Here is an 11621-nt window from a genome sequence, read left to right on the forward strand (position 1 = left end):
CTTCGATTGTCTGCGGACACAGTCCGCACGGCCCGGAGGGGTATTGCTGCGCTGCGTAGCGGCTTCGCATGGCTTCGCCGCGACAAGTGCGGCTTGCAATATTATGACTAGAACGAGGCTAAACCAAGTTTGTCTTTCCCAAGTGCCTTAATCGGGAATCCAGTTCTTTTAACAGAAAAAGCAAAGCATAAATCCCCCCTATGTTCCCCCCTTTTCCTAAGGGGGGATGAAAAGCAAAGACGAAGAATGAAAGACGAGATACTGAAACAAGTTCAGGATGACTAATTTAAAAGAATGGATTCCCGATAAATGCATTCGGGAATGACAAAAAATCGTAACGAGAAGATTGGGAAGTGTGGAGTGAAAGTAAAAACCAGGCTGCGGGATACGCGGCCGGAACCGGGAGGTTTTTTGAATGGGTAATGTAACAACTACGACAGCGGCCGCCATCATCCCCGAGATATGGGAGGCGGAGGTGGAATTCGCCGCCCACAACAACAGGGGATTCAGCGGCAGGATCATGGAGTTTCAGTTTGCGGGGCCGGGGGACGTTCTGCACATCCCCAAGATCGGCGCGATAAGCGCGGCCGCGTTTTCAGGAGTCGTCTCCTACACCGCGAACACGGAGACTTCGGTGGATATAACGCCGGACGTCTCGTACGCCGCCGTGCAGATAGACAGGAAGGCGGACGTGAGGTCTGTCACCAGCCTCGGGAACGTGTACCAGGTGGAGCTGGGGCAGTCGCTCGCGCAGTACGAGGACGAGCAGATCGCCGGACTTTACGCCGGGCTTTCGAGGAGCGTCGGCGGGGCTTCGGATTTCTCCGAGGCGAATTACCTCCTCGCAATAAGGAACCTGATACAGCACGGGAAGAATAAGGTTGTGATGGGGCTGACCCCTATATGGGGCGTCTTTCACCCGGCGCAGTGGGACCACGTGCTCACCGTGTCGAACATAAATTCGGCGCAGGTGAGGGGCGAGGTCGACGGGCCGGCGAAGACGGGCTCCATCGATCTTGCGTACGGCGTGAACATCAGCTTCAGCTCGAGCGTGCAGGTATCGACGACGGCGAGGAACATGATTTATACGAGCAGGGCTTTTGCGATAGCGAGAAAGCAGACCCCTGCTATAGACGTCGAGTTCGACGCGGACACCTTGTCCACAAAGATTGTGGCGTCACAGGATTTCGGTGTGGCCGAAATGAACGACGACCTTGGGGTAGAGTACCAGACGAACGCGAGCTGAGCGGTCGGGGGATGAAGCGGAAGGGCGCGGTTCCGGGAGGGGCCGTGCCCTTTTTTTATAATGTAACCCCCACCTTTATCCTCCCCCTTCACGAAAGGGGAGGAGAGTTAATGGATGAAAAGTTGGAAGTACCCCCTCACCCTTTGTCCCTGTTCTGGTTTCGGATACTTTCGAGCGGTACTGGATGAGCTTCTGTGTAGTCGGCCGAGTGCGTCCGAATGCTCGCTAGTTCGCATTCGTCCCCCTATGTATAGGGGGAGGGGATTATGGGAGAGGACTGAGTGAAGGACGGTACGACGTTCGCGCGGGAATGACAAATATTAATGACAAATATTTAAGAGAGTGTGGAGTGTGAGATATGGCCGAGATAAGGGATGTTGTGATTGGGGAGGAGGGGGAAGTTGGAGGCTACGAAGGCGCGGGGCATCCGAGTCTGCCGGGTGAAAAATCTCCGGGGTACGCGGTCGGGTATCCGACGTGCTCCGAGCCGTCGCGGACGAACAGGGGATGCGACGCGTGGGGGAAGTGCGCGACGAAGGGCGAGGGGCCGTACACAGTGATGTTCGAGAATCCGTCCGGGAGGAAGTCTGCCACGCACTGCCGGAACTGGATGTACAAGCTCCAGTATAAGCAGGGGCTCGGGTACAGGGCAGTGGACGACGAGTGGATGGAGTGCACGGAGAGCGTGGCGGTGGACCCGTCCGACATAAAGAAGGGGACGCGGCAGAAGAGGTACAGGATGAAAGTCGAGGGAGTGAGGATGCCTGTGCCGGCGCAGCGCGGAGGGCGCGGAAGTGGCTATAGAAGAGAGGACGATTCGGAGGAAGGGGCGAAAGCCGGAGTGGGAAGTAAGGGCGACAGGAAAGGACGTCAACGAGCTAAGGGGGCTCATGAGGGAGGCGTCGGAGAGGACTAACGAGAGGAACGAGGCGATGCGGAAGGACATCGGGACGGTGGAGATGGAATCCGTGTCCGGAAAGAGGGACGTCGTCAGGGAGGACGGCGCGCGGAGGATGGAGAGGAAGGGTTTCCGGCCGGTGAGGAAGTCGTTCGTCGTGCCGGATTTGCCGTGGCTTAAGAAAAAAGGAGAGGTGACGGAATGAAAGAGATAAGGTTTGAGCCGTTTGCGGAGTTCGAGGATGTGGGCGCGAGCGCAGAGGCCGCCGTGTCGACGCCCGTTTATTTCGGGAAGGTGGACAGCACGAGGCTGGTGAAGGCGACGCTGGATACGACGGGGTCCGATTTTTTCGGGGCGACGCTGACCGTGAAGTTAGTGGATTCGGAGAACAAGTCGGAGTTCGGGGACGTCGAGGACGGAGGGTTCACAGACCAGACGGAGCCGGGATTAGAGACTATAACTTTTGCGCTCGGGGCCGACGTGCACATAGGCACGCAGGGGGATAATTACGGGAAGTACCTGGCCGTGAGCTACGAGACCGAAGGTGGGGATTCCGGCGGGACGACCGCGATTACGGGGACTGTCGTCCTGGAGAATGTGTTTGTGCCGGATGACAGGGTGACGTTGAGGTTGTAAAGGGGAGAAGCAAGGAAAGATTTCTCCTGTTTAGATTTGAGGTATTTCCGAGCAGTACTGGATATGCTTTCTTGCAATCAGTCCAGGGCGTCCGATTCCTCGCTCGCTCGGAATCGTAGTTCAGGATGACTGCTAATACTAAATCCCCCCTGTGTTCCCCCCTTTTCCTAAGGGGGGATGGAAAGAACGCTTGACGGATTGCGTAAGGAAATGGATTCCCGACACAGGCATTCGGGAATGACAACACTTGAGGTGATCCCCACCTTGATCCTCCTCCTTTGGGAAGGGGAAGGGGAGGAAAGGCAAAAGCAAAAGACAACGCGAGATCCTGAAACGAGTTCAGGATGACGGCAAAAAAGGATGACGGAAGTGCGGGGTCACGGCAGAGTGCCGTGACTCGGATTCGTGCACGCGGGGCGTGCTGGATTCCCGATACAAGCATTCGGGAATGACAGAAATAAGGTGACCCCCATCCTGACCTTCCCCCTGATAGGGGGAAGGGAAAGTGGAGAAGGGGGATGCGGTGAAAGGAGATGGAGATGGCGTATTCGAATGATGGGAATCTGGAGCAGTTTATACCGGACATACTGGACCACGGGGTGCCGGGGATAATCGACGGCGGGGTGAGCACGACTCTTGCCGGCGCGGTGTATACTGGCGCGGTATCAATAACCGTCGCCGACGGCTCGGGCATAGCGGCCGGGGATTATCTCAAGCTCGATTCGAAGGGGAACGTCGAGGTCGCGAAGGTGGACGGCGTCGAGGCGAACGTCGTTACGCTCGACGAGTATACGCCTCTTCGGAAGAGCCACAGGACCGGTGTGAAGGTGGTGCAGGTGGATTCGCCCGGCTTTGCCGCCGACCACGGCGAGGCGGCGTACGACATAGACAGGATCATAGAGGTGAAGTGGTTCAGGCCGCGCGTGAGGGAGAGGTACGGCAGGAATATAGAGTTCCTGGGCAGGGACCTCGAGTTCGACGCTGAGCTGATGCTGAACGCGGGCGTGCAGCTCCGGAAGGCGGCGGTGTACAGGGTGCTCGGCGGGTACGTGTGCCCGAAGCTGTCCAAGGCGACGCGGAACGCGGACGCCTGGGAAAAGAGGGCCGAGGAGTTCTCGAAGCGTTTCGACGAGGAGATAGAGCGCGTGCTCGCCGCCGGAATAGATTACGACTGGGACGCGAGCGGGCAGGTGGACAGGGACGAGAACAGGATCCCGGCGACGTCGTTTTACGTCGGGAGGGCGTAGAAAATGATCACCATAGATACGTCGGAGCTCGCGGAATTCCTGAAAAGCCTCGGGGCGAAGCTCGGGAAGGGGTTCGATTCCCGTAAGGCGCTCCTGGAGTCGGGGCGGCTGATCGCGTCGCTGATAAAGACGCGAACGAAGTCGGGCAAGGATGTGGACGGGAAGCCGTTCGCCCCCTATAAAAACAAGGGTGGAAGGGTGGACCTTGACGCGAGCGGCGAGATGCTGGGGGCGATAGAAGTGAGGCTCGTCTCGGACACGGAGGCCGTCGTCGGTATCTTCGACCCCGTGCAGGCGAGGAAGGCTATTGTGCACCAGATGGGACTCGGAAAGATGCCGGCCCGGAGATTCTTCGGGCTCGGGAGAGACGCCGCGGGCGTTACGGCGGAGATCGAGGCTATATTCGCGCGCGAGCTCGGGAAGGCTACGGGGAAAATATAATGGCAACGAACATAAGAGAGGAAATAGACAAGGCGCTTGCGGATGCACTGCGAGCGTCGTCACTCATACAGCTCGTGACGAGGGAGTTCGTCGGGGTGGACATGGAATCCGGCGCTATAGAGGGGATAAGTCACCTGGAGATGCCGGCCGTGATCGTGAACACGGGGAACGAGACGGGGTACGTCGAGATTCCGGGCGGGAAGACGCGGGCGAAGTATAGCCCCGAAATAGTCGGGTACGTCTACGACGAGGACGAGTATTTCACAGAGCTTAACGCGCTCGTCGCCGAGACGAAGAAGATGCTCTTCGCGTCGAGGCGGATCATTTACGGCGGGGCGTGCGTCGGGATACTGAACGGCGTGACCGCGCTTACGACGGACAGGGGGCGGCTTGCGCCGTACGGGGCGTTTTCGATGACGCTCGAGATTTTATACGATTATGAAACTGTGACCGGGGGGGAGTTGGGAACATGAAAAAATTCATACTATGCGTTTTGGGGGTGCTGGTTTTCACGGCCGGCGCCGAGGCGGATTCGGACAGGATAATGATGGACACGAGCGCGGCGCCGCTCGGGTCGGCGGGGACGTATTCCACCGATACATTCCTGGCGGAAAGCTACAAGTATGCGGCCGTTACAGTCGTCGCGGACGAGAACAGCGCCGAGGGCGGCGTCCGGATAGAGCAGTCGTGCGACGAGGATTGCGACACGGCGGCGGAGCCCGTGTTCCAGTACGTGTCGTCGTGGAGCTACATTGCCGGGTCCGCGAATAACCAGTACGTCGCGGAGCTCAACTGCAAGTGTGCGAGGGTGACTTACGTGAACGGCACGAACGCGCAGGGGAGCTTCCACATATCCACCTACCTTAAGCTTGACTAGACCGGGCTTCCTTATAGACGACCAGAGAGGGGAATCGATGAGAAAAGCGATAATACTATGCGCGCTGTTGTGCGCGGCGGGGATCGCCGCGCGCGCGGACATTCAGCAGGACGTGATTAACAGGGACCCGGCGGGTGCGTCCGGGGGCGGCGGCGGAGGCGGAGGAACTGTGACTGTCGGCGAGTCGGACGGGAGCCCGTCGGTGAGTGACGCTTCTATCATATCGTTCGACCAGTCGAAGGGATTTACCGTGACAGACGAGGGCGGGGGAGAGGCCGAGGTCGGGCTTTCGCTTGGGGCGGAGCTGGTCCTTTACGACGATTCGAACGCCGGATATCCGGCAGGGGTACTAAACGTGGAGGACGCGCTCGACGCCCTCGTGAGCGAGCCGGAAGACGGCCCGAACGGCGAGGGCAGCCTGATACCTTTCGAGAATCTGAAGAATGTGCCGCCGTTTCGGAAGACGCTTTTGCAGCTCCGCCCGCTGGGGTACGAGCCGCCGGCGTCGGGCTTTGCGACCATAGATACGAGGAACTCGCAGCCCGTTTTGACATTCGACGGCGACGAGTGCGCCGTGTGGTCGTTCGTGATGCCGAACACGTATGGAGGGAATGGTGTGACGGTGGAGTTTTACACGACGGCGACGGCGACGTCGGGGGACGTCGATTGGGACGGTTCTTTCGAGCGGCAGACGGCGCAGGATATAGATTCGGATTCGTTTGCGAGCGCGGTGTCGAACGACGGCAACGATAATAGCGGGACGTCGGGAGTGCCGACGCTCGTATCGATAGCGTTTACGGACGGGGCCGAGATGGATTCCTGCGGGGCGAACGATTTGTGCAGGGTGAAGATTTGCAGGGACGCGGCGTCGGACACCGATTCGGGCGCGGTGCAGTTCAGAGGGGGGCAGATTTATGAGACTCCGTGATTTTCTGCCGATTGCGATTCTCGCCGTTTGGCTCTTCGCCGCGGCGCGCGTGGAGGCGGCGTGGAGGTTTGACGAAACGGACGATTACGCGGCCCTCGGTTTCGACACGGCCCTGGACCTGCCGGACGGGGACTGGACGGTCGCGGGCTGGGTCCGGCTGACGAACGGCAACGCGGGGGACGCCACGAAGGGGCTTCTTGTCCGCGCGCAGAACGGGGAGTCGTACTGGGAAATTTCGATCGGGGAAGCTTCGAATCCCGCCCCCGCGGACAGGAACGAGATATGGTTTTACGCGGATAATAACGGGACGTCGGTCCATATCATGAGCACGGGGGATCTTTTCGCTTCCAATACGAGCTGGACGCATTTTGCGGCAAGGCGCTCGGGGAATACGTATACGCTGTGGGTTAACGGCTCGCAGGCGGCGTCGCAGAATAACGCCGCGCTGGGCGGTTTGAGCGCTACAGCCGGCGGCGAAATGGGGGGGCGTCTTTTTTTCGGAATCTTCCTGCCTGGCGTATTCGAGCAGCCGCTCGACGGGGATTTGGGCCCGGCCGCCGCATGGGGCCGCGCGCTTACGGACGCCGAGATCGCGGGGCTTGCCAACGGTTTCAGCGCCGTTTGTTTTCCGGGATGGGCGTGGGTGATCCCGAATATTCGGGACGGTGTTGAGCTGAGGCACGGGATAGAAGTTACGAGAAACGGGGCGACAGTTACCGAAAATAACCGTATGATTTATTGTGGAGGATGAAATGATTGGAAAAATGAACGCCAGTGTCTCGAAAGCCGGGATTTATTCTCTGTCGTTGTTTGCGGCACTTCTTCTCGCAGGGTTTCATGCCGACGTTTATTCCGAGACCCGGTCGATCGACCCGGGCGAGATTTTTCAATACCAGGGGCAGGTGAAATGTAACGCCTGCGCGCCGTGTCCCGGATGTCCGGACGTGGCGGATGCGGGCGATTCATACGGGCCGGGAAAGCGGCAGTCAGAAATCGTATGCAGCAAGGTTGTGTCCCGTGTCGGGAACGCGCAGCCGGCCGTCAATTCCGCCGTCCCGGGGCAAACTGTGTGTATAGAGCCCGGGACTTATAATTTCAGCGTCGCCTTTTATCCGAGGCCGGGCGTGCATATATATTGCAAACCGGGCGCGAAGCTGGTGTTCGACGGAGGCGACCAGGAGGGGGTCAGGTTCAATACGAACGTTTCCGACGCGATCGTAGAGGGATGCGAGATTACCGGCGGATGGGACGGTGTGAAGGTTACCGGGGACGGCAATACCGTCAGGAATAATTACATTCACGGAAACCGCTATAACGGCGTGCTTATCACGGCGGCGAGCCAGAATATCATAGAAGGAAACAGGATCGAGCGGAACGGGACGCGCTGTTTCGACAAGGCGTGGGGAGGGGACAGCCCGAGGCATTGTCACGACGTTTACCTGAGTAATCCCAAAGGGTATTGCGATAATATGTCGGGCAACAGGGTGCTGAATAATTACCTGGGGCCTTCGACGGGGGCCGGCGTGAATTTCAACGGGGAGCCGTGTCCGGGATACTACATCGAGGGGACTATCATAGAGGGCAACGAGCTCGTCGACGTGAACACGGGGATCGCCCTTTGGCACGGCACGAGGTATACGGTAATCAAGAACAACAGCTTTTCGATCCAGTCTCCCCCGGCGTCGAACATGACCGACGCTCTCAAGGCGGCGATAACCGTTTGGGGCGGGACGGCGAAAGAGCCCATTATGAGCGGGAATACGTTCAGGCTGAAGCCCGGCTACCGGGAGTTTGGAAGGGATTGATTCTTCGGGGATGACGACAACCGCAAAGTTGCGAATGACAAGAATCAGGGATGACGGATTCCTCGCTGCTCGGAATCGCTGTTCGGGGTGACAGACTGTTTGTACAAACCCTTTTGATAAGAAAAGCAAAGATTAAAGGAATGGATTCCCGATACAGACGTTCGGGAATGACAAAAGACGAGATCCTGAATCAAGTTCAGGATGACTGAAATGTGGTGATTCCTCGCTAGCTCGAAATCGTTGGGAATGACAAAGAAAAAAGAGTGGAAAGACTAAATCCTCCCTCGCTCCCCCCTTTTTCTAAGGGGGGATGAAAATTTAAATACGGAAAATAGAATGAAAGGAATAGCCCGGGCGGGGATACCGTACCGGGTTTTTTTATATAAAAACACGGAGGTATTACACATATGGCACAGGCATCAGGCTCAAGTGCAGAGATTTGGTACAAGATTGAAGCGGTGAACGGGGTGACCCCGTCCGTCGATTCGGGGGCGTCGACCACGCTGGCGTCGGCGGTGAACCCGGGGGCGTCGAGTATCGTCGTCGCGTCGGATACGGGCATTGCGGCGGGAGAGATTCTTAAGGTCGGAACGCCGCAGAACATGGAGTTCGTGAAGGTGGCGTCGGGGTACTCGTCCGGAACGACGGTTGCGCTCGACCCGAACACGAAGATCAATTACAGGCACGAGTCGGGCGAGGACGTGAAGGAGACGGACCCGACTAAGGACTGGTTCAAGCTCGGGAACGTGAGGTCGTTCACCCCATCCGGCGGCAGGGAGCTTCAGCGCTCGCAGGCGCTTTCGGGCTCGCGCGTGCTGTCTAACTTCAGGGAAGGGAATTACGAGGCCGGCGCCGACATGACCGTCGAGCTCGACATAGAGACCGCGGGGCTCTTTTACCTGCACGCTCTCAACAACGATTATTACAGCGTCGGCGCGACGCAGGGGACGGACCCTGTGAGCACGACGCTTGACGGGGCTGTTGCAAAGGGCGCGACGCAGATAGAGCTCGCCGCGGACACCAACCTGGCGACGGGGATTTTCCTCCAGGTAGGGACGGGCACGGACGCGGAGATCGTGAAGGTAGGGACTTATGCAAGCGGCACGACCGTGGACCTCGACCCGGACGCTCATCCGATGGGGCTCAGAAAGGCGCACGACAGCGGCGATGCGGTCGTCGAAAAAGTGAAGCCCTTTACGCATACAATATACAGGGGGCGGACGATTCCGGAGGGGATTTCTTTTGTCCTGAGATTCACCGACATCGAGTCGCTCATGCTCATCAGGGGGAACAAGATTTCGAACCTGACGCTGAACGTGGACCCGAGCGATTTGCCGCAGCTTAACATGAACGTTTCGGGCAAGGCGTTCCAGGTGCTTTCGGAGAATATCTTCGGGACGCCTGTGTCCATCGAGAACATCCCGTACGTGCACTGGGAGGCGAGCGTGCAGGTGGACAGCGTGGAGCTGACGTCGAACCAGCTCGAGAATCTCAGCCTCGTGATCGAGAACACGATTCAGGGGAACTTCGTCGTGGGATCGCCTATCAAGGGCGCGATCACGCCGGGCGAGGGGTCCGTCAGCGGGTCGTTCACGTATCAGTACGGGAGCCAGCAGTTCGCCGAGAAGACGATCGCCGGGACGGAGACGCAGCTCGATTTCATCTGGACTTACATCGGGGACGACAATCACCAGGTTACGATGAGCGTGCCGAAGGCGAAGTTCGAGGGAAGTCCGCATCCGGGCGTTTCGTCGAAGGACCCTATAACCGACGAGAAGAGCTTCCTCGGGAGGCTGGATTCGGGTTCGTCCCCGGCGACGGACGTGAGCGTGACTGTGAAGAATACGCAGCCGACCGTGGAGTGGATGGTGGAGTCTTAAGGGAATGGGGGGTGAGTTGAGCCCCCACCCGTGCTATTTTGGTTTGAGTTGTTTTCGAGCGGTACTGGATGAGCTTCTGTGTAGTTGGCCAAGGGCGTCCGAATGCTCGCTTGTTCGCATTCGTTCCCCTAACAGGGGGAGGGATTTAATGATGAAGGATTAGCGGTACCCCCTCACCCTTAATCCCTATTTTGGTTTGAGTCGCTTTCGAGCAGTATTGGAAGAGCTATGGTGCAGTCGGCCAAGGGCGTCCGAATGCTCACTCGCTCGCATTCGTTCCCCGGAGGGGAGAGGGGATTAGTAGGGAGACGTATGCTCACATTCGTTCCCTCGGGGAGAAGGGAAAAGATTCTGGATGGATTGCTTGCAGAAATGGATTCCCGCCTGTACGGCTACGGCTTGACTGCCTACGCCGTGACAAGCGCGGGAATGACAATGTCAAAGAAAGGATTGAATGCTAAATTGCTTCGCTGCGTTCGCAATGACAGAAAAGATAGATGAGGGAACCCCCACCCTTACCCTCCCCCTATCAGGGGGAGGGATGTTTTATGGTGAGGGAGTGGAGATTGGTAAAGGAGAAAAAATAGAGGAGGAGTTATGCCTGAGATTAAAAGTCTTACGAAGAATGTTTCGAATTATGTGACGATATATCCGTACAGGGAGATAGAGGATGAGGATTGGCCGGCTTACCAGGACGAGAAGGGTGAGTGGGTCGGCTACGACGAGGGGTGGCGCGAGGTGGGGTTCAAGTGTCCGTATCCGACTGTCGCGAGGCTGACGCAGATAAGGGATTTGACGCAGGACCTCACCGTCGAGGACAGGAGCTTCAAGATACTCGGCGGGGATCCGAAGCGCGCGGCGAAGTTTCTCGTGTACAACCTGATACAGGATATCGTCGGGCTGACGGACCAGGGGGAGCGCGTGCTTTACGACAAGGACGCGAAGGAGTGGCTGTATAACGAGTTCTGCAAGTCGTCGTTTCTTCTGAGCAACTTCAGGTCGAGCTATGAGCTTGTGGCCGGGAAGGTGACGAAGGAGGAGAAGAAGGAAGAGGAAAATTTTTCGGAAGGGTCCGGGAGTATTTCGGACGGATTTACGAGGGCTGGGAAGTCAGCCTCAAGGGTGAAAAAAGAAGATACCACGCCGACGCTCTCAGGCGGCGAGTGAAGCAGCTTGAAGAGAAGAAGAAGCTCCGCCGGAAGAACCGGCTCCCGTTCGGGAAGGAGGATTCCGCGGAGCTTCGGATTCTGAAAAAGGCTGGCGAGGAGACGGACGGGCTCGTGGGCTCGCTGCCGGTGCATCAGCAGGAGTGGGTGTCGCTGTGGGAGCTGTGCCAGTCGCAGAGGTACGGGCAGGGGATGACCGTGGGGACGCTCGTCCATTCGGAGATATGGAATAACCTCGAGAAGCTGGAGTTCGACGGGCATTTGAAGACGAGGGCGTTTCGGATCGTCGTCGCGGTGGACGAGGTGTTCAGGGAGTTTGCGCTCAGGGCGCAGGAGAGGAAGATGAAGAGAGGGTCGAAGGGAGAGGAGGTCGAGAGTGTGAGGGAGAGGTGAATAAATGGCAAAGGACGGATTTCTCGCGTACGCTCGAAATGACAGACGAGATTGCCGCGGTCGCGTAAGGCGCACCCTCGCAATTGTAGATGTTAAGTAATTCG

General features: G+C 58.0%; 15 protein-coding genes. All 15 read left to right on the plus strand.

Features of this window, described 5'->3' with window-relative positions; genetic code table 11:
* The first annotated feature begins 415 nt into the window (after positions 1-415).
* The 15 genes from PKC29_14995 to PKC29_15065 all read left to right on the plus strand — a co-directional run bounded on the left by PKC29_14995 (position 416) and on the right by PKC29_15065 (position 11517).
* Positions 416-1246, plus strand: a complete 831-nt coding sequence (locus tag PKC29_14995; protein HML96728.1) for a hypothetical protein — start codon at positions 416-418, stop codon at positions 1244-1246.
* A gap of 358 nt (positions 1247-1604) precedes the next feature.
* Positions 1605-2162 (plus strand): hypothetical protein, encoded by a 558-nt coding sequence (locus PKC29_15000; GenBank protein HML96729.1) that lies wholly within the window; start codon positions 1605-1607, stop codon positions 2160-2162.
* Entirely contained in the window at positions 2137-2349 is a 213-nt protein-coding gene (locus PKC29_15005; protein HML96730.1) for a hypothetical protein, read from the plus strand. Before PKC29_15000 ends, PKC29_15005 begins: the two co-directional genes overlap by 26 nt.
* The gene (locus PKC29_15010) at positions 2346-2780 is read left to right on the plus strand and encodes a hypothetical protein (GenBank protein HML96731.1); all 435 of its coding nucleotides are present in this window, start codon (positions 2346-2348) and stop codon (positions 2778-2780) included. The genes PKC29_15005 and PKC29_15010 overlap by 4 nt, the downstream gene beginning before the upstream one ends.
* Before the next feature lie 539 nt (positions 2781-3319).
* Positions 3320-4027: a hypothetical protein gene (locus tag PKC29_15015; GenBank protein HML96732.1), complete on the plus strand. Its 708-nt coding sequence runs from the start codon at positions 3320-3322 to the stop codon at positions 4025-4027.
* A gap of 3 nt (positions 4028-4030) precedes the next feature.
* Positions 4031-4468 (plus strand): phage virion morphogenesis protein, encoded by a 438-nt coding sequence (locus tag PKC29_15020; protein ID HML96733.1) that lies wholly within the window; start codon positions 4031-4033, stop codon positions 4466-4468.
* Positions 4468-4941: a hypothetical protein gene (locus tag PKC29_15025; GenBank protein ID HML96734.1), complete on the plus strand. Its 474-nt coding sequence runs from the start codon at positions 4468-4470 to the stop codon at positions 4939-4941. Before PKC29_15020 ends, PKC29_15025 begins: the two co-directional genes overlap by 1 nt.
* Positions 4938-5345 carry a hypothetical protein gene (locus tag PKC29_15030; protein ID HML96735.1) on the plus strand — a complete coding sequence of 136 codons (408 nt, stop codon included), beginning with the start codon at positions 4938-4940 and terminating at the stop codon, positions 5343-5345. Before PKC29_15025 ends, PKC29_15030 begins: the two co-directional genes overlap by 4 nt.
* A gap of 37 nt (positions 5346-5382) precedes the next feature.
* Entirely contained in the window at positions 5383-6273 is an 891-nt protein-coding gene (locus PKC29_15035) for a hypothetical protein (GenBank protein ID HML96736.1), read from the plus strand.
* Positions 6260-7024, plus strand: coding sequence for a LamG domain-containing protein (locus PKC29_15040; GenBank protein ID HML96737.1), 765 nt, complete (start codon positions 6260-6262; stop codon positions 7022-7024). The genes PKC29_15035 and PKC29_15040 overlap by 14 nt, the downstream gene beginning before the upstream one ends.
* A 1-nt stretch (position 7025) precedes the next feature.
* Positions 7026-8078 (plus strand): right-handed parallel beta-helix repeat-containing protein, encoded by a 1053-nt coding sequence (locus PKC29_15045; protein HML96738.1) that lies wholly within the window; start codon positions 7026-7028, stop codon positions 8076-8078.
* Between the two features lie 407 nt (positions 8079-8485).
* Entirely contained in the window at positions 8486-9958 is a 1473-nt protein-coding gene (locus PKC29_15050) for a phage tail tube protein (GenBank protein HML96739.1), read from the plus strand.
* A 312-nt stretch (positions 9959-10270) separates the two neighbouring features.
* The gene (locus PKC29_15055) at positions 10271-10459 is read left to right on the plus strand and encodes a hypothetical protein (protein ID HML96740.1); all 189 of its coding nucleotides are present in this window, start codon (positions 10271-10273) and stop codon (positions 10457-10459) included.
* 96 nt (positions 10460-10555) lie between these two features.
* On the plus strand, positions 10556-11125 hold the full coding sequence (locus tag PKC29_15060; protein HML96741.1) for a hypothetical protein: 570 nt from the start codon (positions 10556-10558) through the stop codon (positions 11123-11125).
* The gene (locus tag PKC29_15065) at positions 11122-11517 is read left to right on the plus strand and encodes a hypothetical protein (protein HML96742.1); all 396 of its coding nucleotides are present in this window, start codon (positions 11122-11124) and stop codon (positions 11515-11517) included. The genes PKC29_15060 and PKC29_15065 overlap by 4 nt, the downstream gene beginning before the upstream one ends.
* Positions 11518-11621 lie beyond the last annotated feature (104 nt).

Source organism: Thermodesulfobacteriota bacterium, from assembly GCA_035325995.1.
Lineage (GTDB): Bacteria > Desulfobacterota_D > UBA1144 > Nemesobacterales > UBA2774 > JADLGH01.

Bases quoted from the DNA above. Each gene is read 5' to 3' on its own strand.
- PKC29_15060 (HML96741.1), top strand. From the start codon at position 10,556: ATGCCTGAGATTAAAAGTCTTACGAAGAATGTTTCGAATTATGTGACG.
- PKC29_15035 (HML96736.1), top strand. From the start codon at position 5,383: ATGAGAAAAGCGATAATACTATGCGCGCTGTTGTGCGCGGCGGGGATC.
- PKC29_15015 (HML96732.1), top strand. From the start codon at position 3,320: ATGGCGTATTCGAATGATGGGAATCTGGAGCAGTTTATACCGGACATA.
- PKC29_15030 (HML96735.1), top strand. From the start codon at position 4,938: ATGAAAAAATTCATACTATGCGTTTTGGGGGTGCTGGTTTTCACGGCC.
- PKC29_15050 (HML96739.1), top strand. From the start codon at position 8,486: ATGGCACAGGCATCAGGCTCAAGTGCAGAGATTTGGTACAAGATTGAA.
- PKC29_14995 (HML96728.1), top strand. From the start codon at position 416: ATGGGTAATGTAACAACTACGACAGCGGCCGCCATCATCCCCGAGATA.
- PKC29_15045 (HML96738.1), top strand. From the start codon at position 7,026: ATGATTGGAAAAATGAACGCCAGTGTCTCGAAAGCCGGGATTTATTCT.
- PKC29_15005 (HML96730.1), top strand. From the start codon at position 2,137: ATGAGGGAGGCGTCGGAGAGGACTAACGAGAGGAACGAGGCGATGCGG.
- PKC29_15025 (HML96734.1), top strand. From the start codon at position 4,468: ATGGCAACGAACATAAGAGAGGAAATAGACAAGGCGCTTGCGGATGCA.
- PKC29_15010 (HML96731.1), top strand. From the start codon at position 2,346: ATGAAAGAGATAAGGTTTGAGCCGTTTGCGGAGTTCGAGGATGTGGGC.
- PKC29_15020 (HML96733.1), top strand. From the start codon at position 4,031: ATGATCACCATAGATACGTCGGAGCTCGCGGAATTCCTGAAAAGCCTC.
- PKC29_15055 (HML96740.1), top strand. From the start codon at position 10,271: ATGCTCACATTCGTTCCCTCGGGGAGAAGGGAAAAGATTCTGGATGGA.
- PKC29_15040 (HML96737.1), top strand. From the start codon at position 6,260: ATGAGACTCCGTGATTTTCTGCCGATTGCGATTCTCGCCGTTTGGCTC.
- PKC29_15000 (HML96729.1), top strand. From the start codon at position 1,605: ATGGCCGAGATAAGGGATGTTGTGATTGGGGAGGAGGGGGAAGTTGGA.